This is a genomic window from Peptoniphilus indolicus (genome assembly GCF_900454665.1).
GTDB lineage: Bacteria > Bacillota > Clostridia > Tissierellales > Peptoniphilaceae > Peptoniphilus > Peptoniphilus indolicus.
Genome location: NZ_UGTH01000001.1, coordinates 1,686,069 through 1,706,685, shown reverse-complemented (window position 1 = coordinate 1,706,685; position 20,617 = coordinate 1,686,069). Strand labels below are relative to the sequence as shown.

Here is a 20,617-nt window from a genome sequence, read left to right as displayed (position 1 = left end):
TTATTTTATCAAAAGTGATGTTTCTGTTTCCTAATATAAAATAAAGATTAAGTTAAGATTTAATTCCTAACTATAATATTTTAAATATTATAACATATCATCTCCAAATGACATAAACTCTTAATATTATAAAAAATAAAGGCTCACATAACGTGAACCTTTTAAACTAATGGTTTTAATTTTTCTATAAGCATTGGCACTACTTCAAATAAATCTCCAACTATTCCGTAGTGTGCTACATTAAATATTGCCGCATCTGGGTCATTGTTTATTGCAATGATTATATCTGAATCTTTCATACCTTGAACGTGTTGTACTGAACCTGATATCCCTATTGCTATATATAATCTTGGGTGAACTTTTCTACCGGACATACCTACATATCTATCAGCAGGAATCCACAATTGGTCTGAGATAGGTTTTGTACCTGTTGTAGCTGCACCTAATAGGTCTGCCAATTCATTTATTAAATGCCAATTTTTTGGTTCTTTAAGTCCAAGTCCTCCGGCAACTATTATCTTCGCATCTTCAAGAGATAAGTTGCTTGAACTTCTCTTAACATTTCCCAAAATTTCAGTTATCATATTTTCCATTTCAATATTTACATTGAAATTTATCACTTCGCCAGTTCTTTCTTCGTCAGCTTCTAATGCTTTGAAGACATCTTCTGCAACTGTACCCATTTGAGGGAAAGTATTTGTTCTGATATCTGAGTACAATTGTCCATCAAATGTCGGTCTTATCCATTTTATGTCATTTTTTTCATCATTCAACAAAATTTGTACACATTCTGCAATCAAACCTATTCTTCTCTTCGCTGCAATTCTTCCACCCAAATCTCTTAAGTTTTGGCTTGCCGGCATCATAACGGCAAACGGTCTAAATTCATCTAAAACTTCATTCAAAACTTTAACATAGCTAAGAGTTCTATATTCTTTTAAAGATTCATTTTCAACAACCACTACCTTATCTGCTCCATGAGCTATTAAATCTTTAGAATATTTTTCTACTTCAGCTCCGATGATTAGTGAGTATACTTCTTGTCCCAATTCATCTGCTATTTCTCTTGCCTTTGCCAAAATTTGGTAAGATGTCTTTGTAACTCCATCATTTACTTCAACAACTGTCAATATATTTTTATGTTCCATAATACTACCTACCTATAATTCCATCTGCTTTTAAAACTTCAACTAACTTATTTACTTGTTCTTCAATACTTCCTTCAAGTAATAATCCTGTTGCTCTATTTTGATGTGCAAATACTTCTTTTACAACAGTAGGTGAACCTGAAACTCCCAATTGTTCTTTATCTATTCCAACATCTTCGTCAGAAATTATCTTTATAAGCGAATCGCTTATACTTTCTATTTTTTCTTTGCTAACTTTTTTCACTTCATTAGCTTCTCTAACTACTGTAAATAAAACTGGAGTGCTAACTCTTTGTTTTTCAACACTTGATGATAGTTCTCTAAGAACTTCAAACTTTCCATCTTTATAACTTACATCTTTCAAATAAGTTGCTTGATTTATTCCTAAAAATTCAGCTACTTCAGGACCGACTTGCCCTGTATCTCCATCTACCGTTTGAGTCCCTGCAAGAATTACGTCAAATTCTCCTATATATTTTATAGCAGAAGAAAGCGCATAAGAAGTTGCAAGTGTATCTGATCCTCTAAAAGCCCCACCCGAAAGCACATACCCTCTATCCGCTCCCATAGCTATTGCTTCTTTTACCATATCTGCTGACCTTTCAGGACCCATTGTAAGAATTGTGATCCTTCCTCCTGTCTTCCTTTTTAATTGAATTGCCAAAGTCAGTGCATTTAAATCAGCAGGGTTTATTATCATTCTCATTCCATCTCTTAAAAGATTATGAGTTATCGGATCTAACTGTACTCTTGTAAACTTAGGTACGTGTTTCATCAACACAAGATATTCCATTTCGTCTCCCTTCAAAATTAAACGGGCTAATTTGCCCGTATATTTTAAATCTACTATTTTACAAAAAAATTAAATTCTAATTGGTAAAATTTTAACATATTAAATAATAATTTTCCCACATATCCATGATATAAAAATTGAAAATATAATTCAAATTAAACTTAATATGTAAACTCTTAAATTTAAGAGTTTACATATACAATAATATTCAAAAATAGCTTAAATCTTTTCAAAAATCGCCACTATTAAATCTTGAACTAACTTACTCTCAACCCCATAATATATTTCAGTTCCTTCTCTTCTGCTTGTCAATACTCTTGCTCTTTTCAATTTGCCTAAATGTGATGAAACTGTAGGTTGTGGTATTTCTAATATTGATTGTAATTGCGAAACATTTTTAGTCCCATTTTCTATCAAATACTTTACCACACATAATCTAATTGGATGCGCTAAAACTTTTAGCATTTCTGAGCGTTCTTCAAGTTGCCTATTATCGTAATCCATTTTTAATTACTCCTCCTGTACTTTTAACTTTCTAAAAATAATATATCCTTCTTTATAATCAACACCAAAAAATTTATTTTTAATTAAATTTTTAATCGTTTCAAAATCCTTTGGTTTTATAAACTTTTCCTCTTCTATAAATTCAAGTGGTCTATTTAAATTTTTATAAAAAATAAATCTAGTCCAGCCTTCCGGTCGATCTTCATCTGCATGTACATCAGCTAATTCTATCAATTGAAATCCACTTGTCAACACATTCCTAAAAGAAGGTTCGTTATCAGGTGAAACGGTTGACATAAATATGTCATACCCTTTTCCTTCTAAATAATTCATCATAAGTTCCCTACTCTTATTTTGAACACCTCTTCCTCTTGCGTCCTCATGAACCATAACTGCTTCCATTATAACTATTGGTTGATCTGGTATATTTAAATTTTTCACATACTTCGCTAAACTATCCTCTTTATTTGTAAATCTCATATACCTATAAGCAACTAATTCATCTTCTTTATACACCCCAATTAAAGATGTATTTCCAGAAGTCATCTCTTCCGTTGTATCTCTTATAAAAGTATCTTTGTTGTCAATCCTTGAATATATATCTTCAACTAATTCCATGATTTCTCTTGAATTACTCTTATCAATAACTTTATATACTAAATCTCCATCTCTGTATAATTCCATAGATAGTTCACCTCCAGGTAACTTATACCCTTATTCATATAAATGATTATCATAGAAAATACATATTTTATTGTTATTTAATTTTCTATCTATATAGTGTTGTATTAATACCCATTATATACTAAAAAATACTTTTTAAATATATTTTTTAAAAAAATATTTTTTAATTTGTAGTTTTTAATAAAAAAATAGTACAAATTAGAATTTTCCATTTGCACTACTTTTATTTTTCAAAGATTACTGTTCGTTAAATATTATTTTTTTCAATTCGTATTTTCTATCCATTAATTCTTTTTCTTGCTCTTTTAATTCTAAAGATTCATATTCTATCCTTTCTTTTATTTCTTTAGACAAATTATTTTCACCAAAAGGGTACACCACAGTATTTTCTTTTTTTATATGTTCCCTTAAGAGATTTACATAGCTCATTGCATTAACTACTATCTGTAGAAGACTTAGTTTATCAAAATTATCCAAATAGGCATTTAAGTTTTCTTCGATTCCAAGGCAATAGCTTCTTCCAAATTGATGTTCAACTAACATCCCACTTCTAACTAATTTGCTCGCTGCAACTCCTAAATTTTCTTCCATATATTTAAAAAGTATATCTTCTTCTTTTTTATGGTGAACTCCATCAGCATATTCTCTTATAAATTGTATAGCCGCTCTAAAAAAATCTTCATCTATTATCTTGTCTTCAATTATCTTAAGACACTCTTCTTCTAATCTATTAGTGAACAATAATATTTCTTCATGTTCTTCTACTAAATAGTCTATAGCTTTCATTTTAACCCCTTATAAAATATATATTTTCTTCTTTTTCATATGAATATTTATTGTCTAATAACCCTCGTACAAATTCATCTCTCAAAAGCCAATATACATCAACGCCAGCATAATCATTCCATACACTTTTGTGAACGTCATTTGCTATCATAAATTCTATATCATCTGAATCCGACAAAACTCTTATTGAACCATCACAAGGCATACCATCTAAGAATTTTGATGTTATTAGTTTGTAGGCATCTATTTTTGAACCCGTGAAATTTTCAGCCTTCCCCTTTTCAAAAAACTTGATTTTTAAATCATCTATGCTATTTGTTTGCAAATATATTTCAACTGCCTTAGCAAATCTTTTTTCAACTAAATTAACTCTTTCCAAAAGCCAGCCATGTATATTTGAATTGTCTATTAACTCCGACAATTCACCTTTTTCCAAAGTTCCTATTTTATTTAATTCAGCTTCAACTTCATCTATGTTATTTAAATCTTTCACAACTTCTTCTGACAAACTCTCTGTGAAATTTATCTTTTCCCACATTAAATGATGAATAAACCCTAAAAATGCACTCATTATTTCACAGCTTCCAATTTCTTTACTATTTCATTTACATCATATCCATGGACCATAGCTGCTTCGCTCAAAGTTTCCATTTGTGAAGCCGGACAAGATATACAACCCATTCCCATTTCCATTAAAACTGAAATATATTTCGGATTTTCTCTTATTAAATCTCCAATAGTTGCGTTTGGATTTATTCCATTAGCTTTTTTTACAACTTTTTCTGAATCGTCTCCAAAGAATAAATTAATGTCTTCCTCAACAGTTTGATTACCTGCTATTCCAAAATTTTCAACCAAAACATCAACTACATTTGGCGATAAAAATGCCGGCAAGGTTGGTCCTAAGTGAATATTTTTAACTCCCAATGAAAGAAGTGCAAGTAAAACTATAACCGCTTTTTGCTCGTACCATGCTATGTTGTATATTATAGGCAAATCATTTATATTATCTAATTCAAAAACTTCTTTTAATTTCAACGCTATTAACGCAAGTGAATATGAGTCGTTGCACTGCCCTGCATCAAGTACTCTTGGAATTCCGGCTATATCTCCTAAATTTAATTTGTTGTATCTATACTTTGCACAACCAGCTGTCAAAATCACTGAATCATTTGGCAAAGATTTCGCAAATTCTGTATAGTAATCACGACCTTTGTGACGTCCATCACATCCGCCCATTACTACAAATTTCTTTATTGCACCACTCTTTACTGCCTCTACTATTTTATCAGCCAAGGCAAATACTTGGTTATGTGCAAATCCACCAACAATTTCTCCGGTTTCAATTTCAATTGGAGCTTTACATCTCTTTGCGTGTTCAATTATTTCAGAAAAATCTTTTTCTTCTCCTATTTTCCCTTCAATATGTTTACATCCTGGATATCCAGCTGCTCCGGTAGTATATATTCTATCTTTATAGCTTTCTTTAGGTGGAACTATACAATTTGTCGTAAACAAAACAGGTCCATTAAAAGTTTCAAACTCTTCTCTTTGTTTCCACCATGCGTTTCCATAGTTTCCTACAAAGTGTGAATACTTTTTAAATGCCGGATAATAATTTGCAGGTAACATTTCAGAGTGAGTATACACATCTACTCCAGTTCCCTCAGTTTGTTTCAAAAGCATTTCCATATCTCTTAAATCGTGTCCTGAGATTAGTATAGCCGGATTATTTCTAACTCCAATATTAACTTTTGTAATTTTAGGATTTCCATAAGCTGAAGTATTGGCTTCATCAAGAAGTGCCATACCTTTCACTCCGTACTCTCCCGTTTTTAAAACCAAATTCACTAATTCATCTAATGATAAATCTTTTTGAGTTTCCACCAAAGCTCTTTGAATAAATTCGTCTACTTCCTCACTATCTTTTAAAAGAGCATTTGCATGTTTTGAATATGCTGAAAGACCTTTTAGACCATATACAGTTAGCTCTCTCAAACTTCTTATATCTTCATTTTCTGTTGCCAAAACTCCAACTTCTGTGGCCTTTAGATATATCTTTTCTAAATCTTTTTCATTGTATAAAGCTGCCTCAAATAAATTTTCTTTATTTTTTATATTGTTAAGTAATCTTTCTTTTAATTCAATTGTATCTATTATTATCTTATCAAATGCTTTTTCATCAAAATTAGCATTTGTAATAGTTGTGAATAAATTGTATGAGATTACATGATTTAATTCCTTCTCTACATTGTGACCTTGCTCACGCATTTCAACCATCACTTGTGCAAGTCCCTTTGTAACCCAAATTAACATATCTTGTAAATTCGCAACAGTTGCAGTCTTACCACAAACTCCCACTTTAGTACAACCTTTATTTTGGTTTGTTTCTTGACATTGGTAACAAAACATTTTATTTTCCATCTTAATCCTCCAAATAAATCTTTAATATATCTTCTTCAAAATTGCTTTACCTTTTATCGTGATTACATGATATATTTTATTTCCAATGTCATCTGTAACATATGTTACGTCAAATTAAATTTTCTAATTTTTCTCTGTTAAAAATAATTTTATTCTTATCTATTTCTATTAAATTTTCCTTTTTCATATTCATAAGCTCTCTTGAAACTGATGGTCTTGGTACCCCCAAATAATTTCCCATTTCTTGTCTAGTTAGTGTCAATACTAGTTCATTTTCTTGCGAATGATTTAATATATACTTAATTAATTTTTCCCTTAAGGTTACTGCTCCCATCATTAAAAGTTTTTGATTTAAAAAGAAAGATTTGTTAGCCAAAATTTTTAACATATTATTTACTATTTTTAAATTTAAATCATTTAATTCTCCACTTACAATCAAAGATTTTTTTGGAATACAAAGTATTTTGCTATCTTCATTTACATAACTTGAATAATCATATCCTTCTGATTCTAAGTACATATACACTTCTCCGAATACAGTCCCTGTAGAGTTAAATACATTAACTATATTCTTCTTTCCATTTGAATCTATATTTTCAACCACTACACTTCCCTTTTCTATGATGAATGTATATTCCGGTATGTCTCCTTGATTAAAAATATATTCTCCACTTTTGAAATTCTTTATAAATGAATCTGAGTCTTTTAAAAATTTTTCTATTTCACTTTCACTCATATTAAAAAATAAATTACTTTTATTTGCCATAAATTTACCCCTAAGTTTATAATTTCTCTACATTATACCCTAATCCCTCAAAATCTGTTATAATAAAAAAATCAAGGAGGCAAAGATGAAAAATAGAAAAAAGGGCATAGGTATATCTGGCCTTATTAAAATATTTTTGATACTTTTGTTGATAGGACTGATTACTTTGGCAACACTTACGGGAGGTTATGTGCTTTCAGTATTAAAAGCTGCTCCTCAAATCGACCCAAGTAATTACAGGTCACTAATCAATGAAACTTCTCAAGTTTATTCAGACGATGGACAACTTGTTGAAACTTTAGTCAGCAGTGAATTTTCAGAATATGTAACGCTTGATAAGATTCCTGAACATTTACAAAAAGCTGTCATATCAGTTGAAGACGAAAGATTTTACGAACACAACGGTGTTGACTTCAAGAGAGTTGTCGGCGCTTTAGTACACGATTTAAAAACCAGATCTTTTGACCAAGGTGCATCAACTCTTACAATGCAACTTGCCAAGAATTTATACACATCTTCATCTAAAGATGTAAACAGAAAGCTTACAGATATATTTTACGCTTTTAACATAGAAACTCATCTTTCAAAAGATCAAATACTTGAAGCTTATTTAAATTCAGCAGGATTTTCTAAAGGTACAGTTGGAGTACAAGCTGCTTCTAAGACATTTTTTAATAAAGATGTTTCAGAATTGACATTGGCGGAATCATCTCTTCTTGCAGGTGTTACAAATAGACCTACTAAATACTCTCCATATAACAACGCTGCTTTAACACCAGAAGATAATATGGAAACTGTACAATTTGTACTGCTTCCTACAGCTAAAGACAAAGAAAATTCTAGTGAAACTGTTCAAATTGCTCAAACACTTTTTGACTTGGGTAGAATAGATAAATTTGATTTAAGCCAAGTTAAAAACAATGTGTACACTCCTATCAAGGCTGAATTCAATCCCGTGTCTAAACAAAGACAAGAGTTGATTTTAGACTTGATGTTAAAACAAGGATATATTAACCAAGATGAACACGACAGTGCTAAAGCTCAAGAAATTGAAATTAAAATTGGAAATAGAAGCCAAAAGGGTTTGAGTTCTTTCTTCGTTGACGAAGTAAAGAGAGAAGTTGTAAATATATTGGAATCACTTGGCTATTCAAGTGAAGATGCTCATGCAAAATTATATAACGGTGGATTTAACATAGTATCTTCTATGAATTTAGAATTACAAAAACACTTAGAAGAAGTTACTTCAAATGCTAAATATTATCCTGGAAATAGAACAGATGACAATGGAATACCTCAACCGCAAGTTTCAGCTGTACTTATGGACCAACACAATGGTCAAGTAAAAGCTCTAATCGGTGGACGTGGAATTTCAGGAGGACAAACTCTAAATCGTGCTGATGTTCCTCGTCAACCCGGTTCATCTATAAAACCTATTTCTGTATATATGACAGCGCTTGAAAATGGTTCAACTGCCGCAGATGTATACTTAGATGCTAAGATACCTCCAAAAGTCTTGGGCACAAGCCGTTGGAGCCCTTCAAACGTTGGTGGCTATGTAGGATGGACTACAATAAGAAACTTAATTAAAAGGTCTTCAAACGTTGGCGCAATATTAGTTGCAAGAGATATCGGCTCTGATTTAAATGCTCACACTAAGACAACTTACTCAAGAGCAGTTAACACAGATAAAGCATACAATATGATTATTGATAATCTAAAATCCATTGGTGTAAGTTCTGTTATAAGTCCTAAAGACAATCCTAAATACAATGATGCAAATGCTGCTGCACTTGCTCTTGGAGGTATGACTCATGGTATATCTCCTCTTGAAATGGCTGGAGCATATACTCCTCTTGCCAACGAAGGTATTTATCAAAAACCTACATTTGTAAATCAAATTACAAATTCACAAGGTGATGTTATCTACAAAAAGGACCCTGTGGGAACTCAAGTTATAAAACCTGGAACATCTTTTATACTTACAAATATATTACACGATGTAGTCACTCAAGGAACTGGTACAAATGCTAATTTCTCAGGAATGTATTTGGCCGGCAAAACAGGTACTACAAACGATAAAAAGGATGCTTGGTTTGTTGGGTACTCTCCTTATTATGTTTGTTCTGTATGGATTGGTAACGATAGACACGAAAGACTTCCATTCATGTCTTATGCCGCCGCTACTCTTTGGAAGGGCATAATGAAACCTATTCATGAGGATTTAGAAAACAAAGTCCCTGAACAACCAAATGACGTTGAAAAGAAATATGTAAGAGCCATTGGCAGAAGTGAGTATTTCTTAAAGGGAACTCAAGCTCACTATACTAACAAACTTGGTTGGTATGATAGTAGCGAAACTAAAAAAGAAAAGAAATCTGACGACGATAAAGATAAGAATAGTAAAAACGACAATAATAAATCAAAGAGTAAAAGTAAGTCAAAAGATAGAAGTAAAGATAATGAAAAATCAAAATCTCGTTCTTCTAAAAATAATGACTAATATATATTTTAAAAAGGACTCTTACAAAAGTCCCAAAATTAAAAAAACAAGGAGACTAAAAAATCCTTGGCTTTAATATAATGTATTTATTAAAAATAAAGGCTTTATAATATCTGTTGGAGAATAAAACTCTAACAGATATTTTTATGTAAAAGAAATTTCACCCACATACAATTAGTCTCAAACTTTAAATAAGAAATAAAAAATTGGAGGTGGATATAAGTACAAGGTAGTATTATAATAAATTTATTTGGTTTTAAAGATATAGTTTTTGCCACTTTCTAGAATTTTTTCAACTTTTTTAAAAGATCAATATTTGAATTAGCTTTTATTTAAGCCTTCAAAATTAAAACATCCACATTATTAGATTCTAACTTTAAGACCTTATTTACATATTTTAAAGCTTCCGTTTCACTATTAGCATTTTGAGCTATTTCCGTAAGATCGTAAAAATTATCTTCGTCAAAAATATTTTTATTTTTATGATAATTTTCTATAAACTCTTTTCCAGATCTATCATTATTATAAATATCTATTTCATTCAAAAAATTTTCTAATTTTTCATCAAACTTATTATCCATTTATTTCCCCTCTGTCTGCTCTTTGTCGTAAATTATGTGTATATTTTACAATGTCAATATTAAGTAACTTAATAACATTATCAACAAGAAAATTTATAAGATTTTAATTTTTAATAAGCTAATTATTTCTCTATAATTTTCAAATTTTTAATTCATAAAATCTGTATTCTTATATTAGGGAAAGTTTTTATGTGCGGTTGTAAAACAACTACACATAAAAACTCTAAACTAGCTACTTAATAAAGGTACTCCTAACCCTATTCTTTTTATTTTGGTTTTTGTTTAGCTGTAATATATAATATTTCATTTTCACTTTATCGCACACAATCTTATATTACAATTATCAAATTTTATATTTTGCTACAAACAAATTTTTTGATAAATTTTATAAAGAATATATCCGATAAAATTCCAGCCTAATATAAAATAAACATAAAAATCTCATATATAAAAATTATAGTGTAAAATTTTTGTGTATCAGCCTACCATGATATGATGTAGCTGATATTTTTTTCATAAAAACATCTTAAAATTTAATATATGCAAAAATTCACTTTTATAAACCTTTGTAAGCTAATTTAGAATAATAAAATTAAAAGGTCAATATTTATCCTAAAATCTATTCTTTTTGTCTAATTGATTTTTATTATAGTGAAGGAAAAAATCAGATATACTTTCAAAGTATATTGTTGATGTAATAAAAAATAAGATCGGACGTGTCCTCACATCGTGCAAGAGAATATAGATATGCCTATGGATCAGTAGAGTCAAAAATAGGAGAAAATTTCTTTTTAGTCTCACCATATTGTAATACAGACTGTATGAATATCTTTTTAAAAGTCCTTAAGATTAAATCTCCATGGCTCATTTTTATTATTCTTTGCTAATATTTAATTTTTTTTAATATCTTATACGCTATTAAACAGCAAAAAATATTTACGATTATACTAAGCATAATCTCAATTGCTGATGCCTCATATATTCCTGACAAAACAAACACAGATGATATTGGATACATAGCTCTTGCAACTTCTTTAGAGGCGAAGAAAATTCCTATAAAAGAGTATATTTCAGCGATAATCAGAGCTATCCAATAACTCCTTTTAACCAGTCCAACAAGTGCAATAATTGGAGATATTACCATAAAAACGCCTATCCCGGTTAATACATATACAACAAAATAGTGAACTACTTCACTTATATTTACAGCATCTAAATGTAGTGCAGTTTCTATAATTAAAGATACCATAAACAATATTAGATAAATAAAAATGCTACCCAATAGAGTAATTATCATTTTGGCAGTAATCATGTTCTTCTCATCTATCGGTATTAACTTCAATGATTTAAGTACATCTTCTTGTTTCTCGCGACAAATAATATATCCTCCAAATAATGCTATCAGACTTGGCAATACAAAATATGTTGTTAAGGAATGCACCTGTAAAATATACCATCCAAATGTATCTATATACTTTTTGCCACCAAATGAAAATCGTCCTTGAAAAAATACAATCCCTAATGTCATTATGAGTGCAAATACAATCAAAAACATCAATTTTGACCTGTGAAGCTTTTTATATTCAGCTAATAAAAGGGTCTTCATTTACCATCCTCTCCTTTTCAATAATAATTTTGTAAATATTGTAAATACAACTATCCATCCTCCTATACAAAGAAGAGAATAAACTATATTTATATCTTGATTTAATACTATTCCCGGAACATCTCTTAAAACAATTGCAGTAGAACTCGATAATGGATGCACATACATATTAACCATCAAAATTACAAACCCTGAAAAAGCATAAACAATCGTCAAGCAAACAGGTAGAATATATTTTTTTGTCAAAAATGCGACAGATAAAATAGGAAGCATAGAAACTGCTAAAAATCCACTAATCTCAAAACACTTTCTAATGAGAAAAGCAAACAAAGAATAATCTATCTCTATATGATGAATAATTTTCCCAAAAAGAATTGTAAATAAAATTGACAAACTCATAAATGCTAAACTATAAATAAGCACAATTACAAATTTGCTGACTAAAAGATTCATCTTTTGAATTGGAATAATCCATAACGATTTAAAAATATCATTCTCATGCTCTACGGACATGATCATTGTAGAAAATATTCCTAGTGTAATTGGCAAAATCAGCCATAAATTATAACTAAAGATTGCCCATTTAAAATATTTCATCGGATTATCTGAAAGGTCTATATTCCTAAAGTATACAGTGGCAAGCAATGGCATTAAGAGTGTTGCCGGAAACATCATCCAAACAATCTTTTTCCTTTTCAATTTAAGAAACTCTACTTTAACTAAATTAAGCAATTCCCTCTCCTCCGGTTATTTTCTTGAAGTAATCTTCTAAAGAATCATTGCATGTTTGTGATGAAATCACTGATATACCACTCATAACCAAAGACTTATTAACTTTAGCTATATCTGTTCCATGACTATATATCCTTATATGATTATTATCTTCAACTGAATAATTTGTTATTCCAAATTCCTTTTCCAAAATAATAGTAGCTTTTGATACGTCTGATACTTCCAACATAATATACTTTCTATTTTTCTTATTTAATTCTTCCATACTGTTTTCTTCTAACAAAACTCCTTTATCTATAATTCCCACTGTATCAGCAAGGAGTGTTATTTCAGATAGAATATGACTGGAAATTAAAATCGTCTTTCCTTTTTTTACACTTAAATCTTTTATAAAGCTTCTAACTTCTGCTATTCCTATTGGATCTAATCCATTTGTTGGTTCATCTAAGATTAAAACCTCAGGATCATGTAAAATTGCATTAGCTATTCCCAGTCTTTGTTTCATTCCTAAAGAATAATTCCCAAAAAGTTTTTTATCTTTATATGGCAGACCAACTACTTCTAAAGCATTTTTAACTGCATTAGGAAAAGCCGTTCCTCTTAACATTGCAAATATTTCCAAATTTTCTGTCCCCGTAAGGTTAGGATAAAATCCGGGTGTTTCAATAATTGCACCAATTCTTGGATAAATCTTTTTCTCGTTACCTTTTATGTTTTGATTGAAAACACTTACTTCACCATTCGAAATATCCGTAAGACCCAATATCATCTTCATAATGGTTGTTTTTCCTGCTCCATTTCGTCCTAATAAACCATAGATTGAACCTTTTTCAACATGCAAATTTACAGAATTTACAACCTTTTGTTGTCCATACACTTTTGTTAAATTCTTTGTTTCAATAATATAATTTTTCATCTTACTTTTCTCCTTAATAATTTTGTCTTTTAATTGATTTTATAGAAAGTATAAAAAACACTATTCCAATTGATAAAATAGATAGTAAGCAACTAAACGAGGAAACATTTAGTGAATATCCTCCAATACTATTTTCTACCATTTCTTTAGCAGCAGATGATACATTTTGATATATTCCTAATAAACTCGCAAGCGGATGTATATGAACTAATATCGAAGCTCCAAATATCCCAATTCCTAAATAAAGCAAGCACATAGAAATAGGTAAAACATAACTCTTAGAAAAAGTAGCAATATAAATCACCGGAAGCATTGCAATCGGAATTAATAAAGCTGCAACTACATATAATATTGCTGCCTCTTTTAATGTAACTAAATTAAAATCTATAAAACCTCCACTTATTACTGCACCAAATACAGATGATATATATGTTAATATCATTAAAAATATAGTTAATAACTCAATCAGAATAAATTTCACCAAAAATACTTTAAATCTGCTAACAGAAGTTATCAGTACATTCTTTAAAGTATCATTCTTTTTTTCATCGAAAAATAACATGGTCGAAATTATTCCAATTACGATTGGCAGGAACACAAAGGTTATATTCTTGAATGCCAAACAATATAAGTCTCCAAAGCTATCCATTATAGGACTTTCTCTTGAAATTGAAAATGCCCTTTCAATTGCAAATGAATTCAAGACAAAAGTTAATATAATAATAGCTATAAAAATTTTATTTCTCTTCCATTTTTTTATTTCAGCTTTTATTAAAAACATATTGCACCTCCTTACAATAAATATTGTAAATGATTAACCTTGCCATAATCTTGTGACACTCTTATTTTTATCTTGCTTAAATAAAAAAAGTCCCCGAAGAGACTTTCTAAATCAGCTATTTACATTTCAAACTCCACTTTAAAAACAGTTTTTATACCTGGCACACTACTTACGCTTATTTTAGCATTATTTACTCGCAATAATTCTTTGGCGATTGATAATCCAAGTCCTGAACCTTTTGTTAATCTTGAACTATCTGCCTGATACATTCTGTCAAATATATACGGTAAATCCTTTTCACTTATACCATCTCCATTATCTAAAATCGTCAAAATAACTTTTGTATCCGATTCTTCTAATTTCAAACGTACTCTATCACAATTACTATGAACAATAATATTGTTTATGATATTGTTTAAACTTCTAAAATAAGCATTTTCATCTATCCTTATGTTACATTCCTGTTCCGGAATTTCAATTTCATAACTTATATGTTTTTCTTCAAAAATAGGAATCCAATCACTTATCACATTTCTTGTTAATTCGTTCAAATCCTTATCCGCAAAAGAAAACTTCCATTCTCCCGAATCCAATTTTACCCAATCAAAAAGTTTCTCTACAAAATCCTTTAAGTAATTTGCTTTACTTAAAGAAACCTTTATATAGTCATCTTTTTCATCCCCTATAACAAGTCCTGCTTGCACTGCTTCCAAATATCCGACCATAGATGCTAAAGGAGTTTTTACATCATGAGATAAACTTGTCATAAGTGATTTATATGCCTGCTCCGACTGTTTTTGCTCTATTAGTTTATTTTGACTTTGTAGTGTTATCTCATTTATATCGTGGCAAATTTTTTCTGTAGTATCATTTTTCTTAATTAAAATTCTACGATTGTAATCACCATCTTTGATATCAACAAGTACCTCCCTAATCCTATCTATTTCCTTTTTTATATGCGTGATCTTTTTTACTAAATATAGGATCACACATAAAAGTATTAAGATTATGATGGTCTTTATGTCCATACATCACTCCTCCTTATTAAAGCGATAACCAACTCCTCTAACCGTCAAAATATAAGTCGGCTCTTCAGGGTTAGGTTCTATTTTTTTTCGGAGTTTACTTATAAAGGACATGATATTGCTATCATCAAAAAGATAATCTTCTTTCCATACATTTGTATATATCTGTTTTTTTGTAAAAATTCTTCCTTTATTAGATGCAAGAAAATATAGCAAGTCAAATTCTTTATTTGTCAATTCGATATTATTATTGTCTAATTTTACAGTTCTATTCTCTTTATCTATTTTCATATTTTTTATTATGATTTCATTAGAACGATTTATATTTTTTTGATTAAAGTCTGTGAATCTTCTAACCATAGCTTCAACTCTTGCTTTAAGTTCATTAATATTAAATGGCTTCGTTAGATAATCATCCGCACCTTGTTTAAGTCCATAAATTTTCGAATCATCATCAGACTTTGCGGTCAACATTAAAACCGGAACAGTATATTCTTCTCTTATCATCTCCAAAACTTGAAATCCGTCAAAATCGGGAAGCATAATGTCTAATAAAATCAAGCACAGATTATTTGAATTTCGAATTTTTTTGTATCCCTCCAGTCCATTATTGGCAATATCTACATAATATCCGTCTGTACTTAAACACTTTTTAATTAGATTACATAATACAACATCATCATCTATAATTATTATCTCTTTCATATTTCAAAACTCCATAATAGCAGGTCAGCTTAATTATCATAATTTATAAATATCTCCATTTATTTTAATGCTATCTTCATCAATCAAGAAATGTTCATCGGAAAAATTCTTCAATCTTTTGTGTTTTTCTTTCGAAGAAAAAAACTGAAATAAAATAATTATAATTTTCTATCCCAACAACAATTCCAACAAACGGTTTACTACTTGTTTCTATATGATGGATTGTAATAAACTTCTGGATCTATTTGATTTAGTTACTCAAGGTAATCGGGATTCACAGTATAAAATTCATATTTAATTACTTCTGTAATTTCCTTCTTCTAAAAAAACAGAGAGGTTTTATCCTCTCTACTTGCTTTAATGCTTCACTTTTGGGGTATATGTAGTGAGACACCCTCTTAATTTACTGAAAATATAACAAATACTTTTAGAAATGTCAAATCAATAAATTCCCCAATACTACTCTTTTTTATTTATATCATACCATCTCTAATGCTTTGAATACAGAATTATGTTTTAAATTGTCTGTTTAGATTTATCTTATCCATTTCAATGTCTTTTCTTTCATCTATCCTTTTATCTGCAAAGTGTATATCATAATTAATTACTAAAAATATAATAACGCCATACTTTCAATATTTTCTCTAAAGATATTTTTCATGCTTTTTATCTTACAATAGGCTTTGCATACTTCTTCAGTTTCAAGTATTTTACACGAATTACATACTTTATCTTTATTATTTATCACTTCATTGTTTAGCTATACATTTTTGCCTCCTGAATAAATATTTTATAAACTTTAATTAACATCTTGTTTGAATTTATAATTAGTAAATTTTATTTTTCTAACTAAAATAACCGCTAAAACAAATGATAAAACATCTGCCACCGGTTGTAGCAAATATATTCCAAATTCCCCAAACATATTTGACAAAATATATATCAATGGGATATAAAATATTCCCTGCCTTGAAATTGAAATGATTGATGCCCAAAAATATTGTCCTATATTCTGCATAAGCATACTACTTATTGCAAAGTATCCTAAAAGTGGCAATGTAATACATTGCATACGCAGTATCTCAGAACCGACTAAAATAACTTCATTATCATTTGACATAGCTTTAATAAGCGGTTCAGAAAAAACATATAACAAAATTGCCGACACGATTAAAAAAACTGTCCCAACTATTACTGAAATCTTAAAAGCTTTCTTAACTCTATCATATTGCTTTGCTCCGTAATTCATTGCACAGATAGGTTGAAATCCCTGTCCCCAACCTATCATTATCATATATGCCAATGCCACTATCCTTGAGCTTATTGTCAATGCTGCTATAACACTATCACCGTATTTTGCAGCTACAACATTAAGCAAAATCAGAGCTATGCTTGTAATAGATTGCCTTGAAAAATTAGGCATTCCTCCTGCCAAAATATGGTATACTCTTTCTTTATTCAGTTTTACTTTTTTTAAGTCAACAGCAATATTCCCATTTTTCTCTGATAAATTCGTTAATACGATGCACCCTGTAATTTGTCCTATCAAAGTTGCATATCCGGCCCCGATAAAGCCAAGTTTAAACCCAAACATCAATACAGGATCAAGAAGCATATTAACAGCCATTCCTACCAGTAATCCTATCATTGCGTCTTTTACATTCCCACAAAGTCTTAATTGATTGTAAAGCGTAATAGAATAAAGACCAAATGGAATGCTGATAATAATTACCTTTAGATACTCTACTGTAAAATTCAACAAGTTTTCAGAAGCATTTCCACCTATAAATCTTGACAGCGGTAAAATAAAAAACCATGATAAAACAGCTATCAAAATACCAATGACAATAGCAAAGAGTATTCCAATAGACGATATAATCTCTGCTTCCTTTTCTTCATTTTCTCCAATCTTTTTCGACATTATATTTCCACTTCCATACCCAAACCAAAATCCAATCGCTTGAATAAAACCCATAAAGCTAAACACAATGCCGATAGCAGCTGTCATGTATTTATTATTTAAAATACCGACAAAAAATGTATCAGTCAAATTATAAATTACCATGACGAGCATACCTATAATGGTAGGAATGGAAGTTTTTACCAATAATGGAAGAAGATCATCATTTAAAATAGCTTTTATTCTCAATTCCTTTTTATTATTTGAGTTCATGCTACAAACCTCTAACTACGCCCTTATTACCATCTACTTGAATCATATCTCCATCTTTATATTTTGTAGTAGCAAATCCTACCCCCAGCACCGCCGGAATATTAAACTCTCTTGCAACAATTGCAGCATGACTTAAAGCAGAACCTGTATCAGCTACAACTGCACTTGCCAGCTTAAATAACGGTGTCCACTCAGGATCGGTAAGATGGCAAACTAATATATCACCTTTTTTCATCTTATAAAATTCCTTCGGATTATTTATTATACACACTCTTCCGGCTACAATACCAGCACTTCCACTTACGCCCTTTAAAACATCCCCATTTGTTTCAAAAATTAACAACTTTGAGGCATCCCATACTTTTATTGCCAAAGGAAACTTTTCATTTCTCCTATTTATTTTTTCCTTATCCGATTCATTTAGACTACCCCTATTCATTGCTTCCAAGAGTTCTTTATAAAACAGATTGGCAATCCCAATTTCATAATCTTCAGTTCCAATAAGAATACAGTTGATTCTTTTAACACACTGTCTTACATAATAAAATAAGGTTTCCCAAATATATTGAGTTTCTTCACGAACTACATGAAAATATCTGAAATATTCTATTTGTTTTTCTATATCTTGAAACTTATGTCCATAAATTTCTTTTAGCCTTATCATTAATTCGGAAAAGTCTTTACTCTGTTTAATCTCATCACTACTTTCATCTGTGTTTAATATCGGTCTTAATATATTTATCAGCCTATCGGGATCTTCAATAAATGTTTTTGCAGATAAACAATAGCAATTATAATCAGATTTAAATCCGTTATCTCTCATAAACTTATCTGTTATATCTTTAAAATCATCATGGTTTTCATATAATTCTTTATAACTTTCTCCTGAAATAACATCTCTTTTTAAGGATTCGTTTTTTCTTATCTCACAAGCCATTTCATAAATATCATTTGTAACTGCTGATGTTTTGTTATCCAAATTCCAATAAAAATCAAATGAAGAATAGTTGGCATTTACTTTTTTGATTATTTTTGTAAATTTTTTATCGTTTAAAACTGATGGGAATAAAGCGTATTTGAATCTGTCATATGCTAATTTTTGTAAAAAAATATAACTATCTTCTATAAAATTTTTGCATTCTTCCAATGTCATATTTTCAAAATTTAAACACTTAATTTTTTCTATTTTCGACTTATATATTCTCATAAAATCTTTGCACTTATGATAACAACTGTTAAAGTCTTTCATATTTCTTAAAATTTTAAAAAACTTAAATATATTTTTATTGATTCGTTTGCCTGTATCAGAAAAGGTTTGTATTCCATCATCATCTATAATCGGATTTCTTGGTAAAACAATTCCGACTTCCGATAAAATGTTAACTTTCTGATCATTAATTGCCGTAAAATAGTCGAAATCAAGCACTCTATATGCAAAAGGCATTTTTTCTAAAAGAAATGACATCATTTTTCGTGTACTTTTATTGATTTTTTTATCCTTTGTATATTTTTGGACCAAATTGTCTTCAGATAGACTATCTATAGAATGTTTCAATGTGGTAATAGCTCTTGCCTGTAAAATATATACTTCATCATCTTTAATTGCCCACTCAATATCCATTGGCATTTTATAATGTTTTTCAATATTCAAACAAGATTTTATCAGCTCTAATATTTCTTTATCATTTAATGCTCGTTTTTTTCTATCGTTATCACAAACCGCTACCTCTACCGTGTTTTTCTCTGCATATATAATCTGGGTTTCCTTGCTTCCAATAGCTACTTCAATAATTTCTCCATTTTTGTCAACAATATAGCTGTCTGCTGTAACTCTTCCGCTTACAACACTCTCTCCTAAACCATAACTTGCATTTATTAGCGTCTCATTTTCTTTTTTACTTACCGGATTCACAGTAAACAAAACTCCCGCTTTTTCGCTTTCTACCATCTCCTGAATAACAACGGCAATTGAAACGGAACTTTGGTCATAACCTTGGTGTAATCTATAGCTCACCGCTCTGTTTCCCCAAAGAGAAGCATAACAATTACGCACCCCATTTAATACACTTTCAATACCTTGCACATTTAAATAAGTTTCTTGTTGTCCTGCAAAACTTGCATCCGGTAAATCTTCCGCCGTTGCAGATGAACGCACGGCAACTCTTACATTATCTCCAAGACTAAAATATTTTTGTCTTATTGTATTCTCAAGTAATTTAGGAAATTTACCGGATTTTATCTTGTTTCTAAGATGTTCAGATATACTTAATAGAACTTTTTCATCATTTCCTGATTTCTTAATTTCATTTTCAATAAAAATATCAATACTGTTTTCCTTTAAAAAATCTCTATAGCCATCCGATGTAATAACAAATCCACTCGGAACATTTATATTTGCAGAGGTCATTTCTCCAAGATTGGCCCCCTTTCCTCCGGCGAGTAAAACATCTTCCTTTTTTATCTCATCAAAATTTAGTATCATAACGGTCT

General features: G+C 30.0%; 19 protein-coding genes. 1 reads left to right on the top strand and 18 read right to left on the bottom strand.

All coding sequences use genetic code 11. The annotated features are described in order from the left end of the window. Positions 1-161: 161 nt before the first annotated feature. The 8 genes from DYE58_RS08140 to DYE58_RS08105 all read right to left on the bottom strand — a co-directional run bounded on the left by DYE58_RS08140 (position 162) and on the right by DYE58_RS08105 (position 7,105). Entirely contained in the window at positions 162-1,148 is a 987-nt protein-coding gene (locus tag DYE58_RS08140; RefSeq protein ID WP_004821227.1) for an electron transfer flavoprotein subunit alpha/FixB family protein, read from the bottom strand. A 4-nt stretch (positions 1,149-1,152) separates the two neighbouring features. Continuing rightward, positions 1,153-1,956, bottom strand: coding sequence for an electron transfer flavoprotein subunit beta/FixA family protein (locus DYE58_RS08135; protein ID WP_004821224.1), 804 nt, complete (start codon positions 1,954-1,956; stop codon positions 1,153-1,155). A 204-nt stretch (positions 1,957-2,160) separates the two neighbouring features. Beyond that, on the bottom strand, positions 2,161-2,445 hold the full coding sequence (locus DYE58_RS08130; RefSeq protein ID WP_004821222.1) for an ArsR/SmtB family transcription factor: 285 nt from the start codon (positions 2,443-2,445) through the stop codon (positions 2,161-2,163). A gap of 6 nt (positions 2,446-2,451) precedes the next feature. Next, a complete protein-coding gene (locus DYE58_RS08125; RefSeq protein ID WP_004821220.1) occupies positions 2,452-3,129 on the bottom strand; it encodes a GNAT family N-acetyltransferase in 678 nt (225 codons plus the stop codon). A gap of 237 nt (positions 3,130-3,366) precedes the next feature. Continuing rightward, entirely contained in the window at positions 3,367-3,915 is a 549-nt protein-coding gene (locus DYE58_RS08120; RefSeq protein WP_115312186.1) for a hemerythrin domain-containing protein, read from the bottom strand. A 1-nt stretch (position 3,916) separates the two neighbouring features. Then, positions 3,917-4,486: a hypothetical protein gene (locus DYE58_RS08115; protein WP_004821217.1), complete on the bottom strand. Its 570-nt coding sequence runs from the start codon at positions 4,484-4,486 to the stop codon at positions 3,917-3,919. Continuing rightward, positions 4,486-6,339, bottom strand: a complete 1,854-nt coding sequence (hcp, locus tag DYE58_RS08110; RefSeq protein WP_004821215.1) for a hydroxylamine reductase — start codon at positions 6,337-6,339, stop codon at positions 4,486-4,488. Before hcp ends, DYE58_RS08115 begins: the two co-directional genes overlap by 1 nt. Before the next feature lie 109 nt (positions 6,340-6,448). Further along, positions 6,449-7,105 (bottom strand): Crp/Fnr family transcriptional regulator, encoded by a 657-nt coding sequence (locus DYE58_RS08105; protein ID WP_004821213.1) that lies wholly within the window; start codon positions 7,103-7,105, stop codon positions 6,449-6,451. A gap of 85 nt (positions 7,106-7,190) precedes the next feature. Between DYE58_RS08105 and DYE58_RS08100 the strand changes: the two genes are divergently transcribed. Beyond that, complete coding sequence (locus tag DYE58_RS08100; protein ID WP_004821210.1) at positions 7,191-9,608, top strand: transglycosylase domain-containing protein; 2,418 nt, start codon at positions 7,191-7,193, stop codon at positions 9,606-9,608. 332 nt (positions 9,609-9,940) lie between these two features. Here the strand turns inward: DYE58_RS08100 and DYE58_RS08095 are convergent, their stop codons facing one another. The 10 genes from DYE58_RS08095 to DYE58_RS08050 form a co-directional block, all read right to left on the bottom strand. Then, positions 9,941-10,189 (bottom strand): hypothetical protein, encoded by a 249-nt coding sequence (locus DYE58_RS08095; RefSeq protein WP_115312185.1) that lies wholly within the window; start codon positions 10,187-10,189, stop codon positions 9,941-9,943. An 883-nt stretch (positions 10,190-11,072) separates the two neighbouring features. Then, complete coding sequence (locus DYE58_RS08090) at positions 11,073-11,795, bottom strand: ABC transporter permease (protein ID WP_115312184.1); 723 nt, start codon at positions 11,793-11,795, stop codon at positions 11,073-11,075. Further along, the gene (locus tag DYE58_RS08085; RefSeq protein WP_004821204.1) at positions 11,796-12,527 is read right to left on the bottom strand and encodes an ABC transporter permease; all 732 of its coding nucleotides are present in this window, start codon (positions 12,525-12,527) and stop codon (positions 11,796-11,798) included. It lies immediately after the preceding gene. Continuing rightward, positions 12,520-13,443 carry an ABC transporter ATP-binding protein gene (locus tag DYE58_RS08080; protein WP_004821202.1) on the bottom strand — a complete coding sequence of 308 codons (924 nt, stop codon included), beginning with the start codon at positions 13,441-13,443 and terminating at the stop codon, positions 12,520-12,522. The genes DYE58_RS08085 and DYE58_RS08080 overlap by 8 nt, the downstream gene beginning before the upstream one ends. A 13-nt stretch (positions 13,444-13,456) precedes the next feature. Continuing rightward, positions 13,457-14,224, bottom strand: a complete 768-nt coding sequence (locus tag DYE58_RS08075) for an ABC transporter permease (RefSeq protein WP_115312183.1) — start codon at positions 14,222-14,224, stop codon at positions 13,457-13,459. 119 nt (positions 14,225-14,343) lie between these two features. Beyond that, positions 14,344-15,252, bottom strand: a complete 909-nt coding sequence (locus tag DYE58_RS08070) for a sensor histidine kinase (RefSeq protein WP_004821199.1) — start codon at positions 15,250-15,252, stop codon at positions 14,344-14,346. 3 nt (positions 15,253-15,255) lie between these two features. After that, entirely contained in the window at positions 15,256-15,954 is a 699-nt protein-coding gene (locus DYE58_RS08065) for a response regulator transcription factor (protein WP_004821197.1), read from the bottom strand. Positions 15,955-16,561: 607 nt separating this feature from the next. Next, positions 16,562-16,702, bottom strand: a complete 141-nt coding sequence (locus tag DYE58_RS11070) for a hypothetical protein (RefSeq protein ID WP_004821195.1) — start codon at positions 16,700-16,702, stop codon at positions 16,562-16,564. A gap of 51 nt (positions 16,703-16,753) precedes the next feature. Beyond that, the gene (locus tag DYE58_RS08055) at positions 16,754-18,127 is read right to left on the bottom strand and encodes an MATE family efflux transporter (RefSeq protein ID WP_004821194.1); all 1,374 of its coding nucleotides are present in this window, start codon (positions 18,125-18,127) and stop codon (positions 16,754-16,756) included. A 1-nt stretch (position 18,128) separates the two neighbouring features. Continuing rightward, the gene (locus DYE58_RS08050; RefSeq protein ID WP_115312182.1) at positions 18,129-20,609 is read right to left on the bottom strand and encodes a PEP/pyruvate-binding domain-containing protein; all 2,481 of its coding nucleotides are present in this window, start codon (positions 20,607-20,609) and stop codon (positions 18,129-18,131) included. Positions 20,610-20,617 lie beyond the last annotated feature (8 nt).